This is a genomic window from Burkholderia sp. 3C, from assembly GCF_054589155.1.
In genome coordinates, this window is record NZ_BAAILN010000115.1 from 1 (window position 1) to 344 (window position 344).

The 344-nt window shown below is 64.5% G+C and carries 1 pseudogene; it reads left to right on the top strand.

What is annotated here, in order from left to right:
* A pseudogene (gene glyA / locus ACYP33_RS23170) lies at window positions 1–344 on the top strand (serine hydroxymethyltransferase); the annotation flags it as partial.

The window sequence follows — 344 nt, forward strand, 5'->3', positions numbered from 1 at the left end:
GCTGCGAGAACGTGGACGTGGTCGAGCAACTGGCGATCGACCGCGTGAAGGCGCTGTTCGGCGCGGAAGCGGCGAACGTGCAGCCGAACTCGGGCTCGCAGGCGAACCAGGGCGTGTTCTTCGCGGTGCTGAAGCCGGGCGACACGATCATGGGCCTGAGCCTGGCCGAAGGCGGCCACCTGACCCACGGCATGGCGCTGAACATGTCGGGCAAGTGGTTCAACGTGGTCAGCTACGGCCTGGACGCGAACGAAGACATCGATTACGAAGCACTGGAAAAGCGCGCGCACGAAACCAAGCCGAAGCTGATCATCGCGGGCGCCTCGGCGTTCTCGCTGAAGATC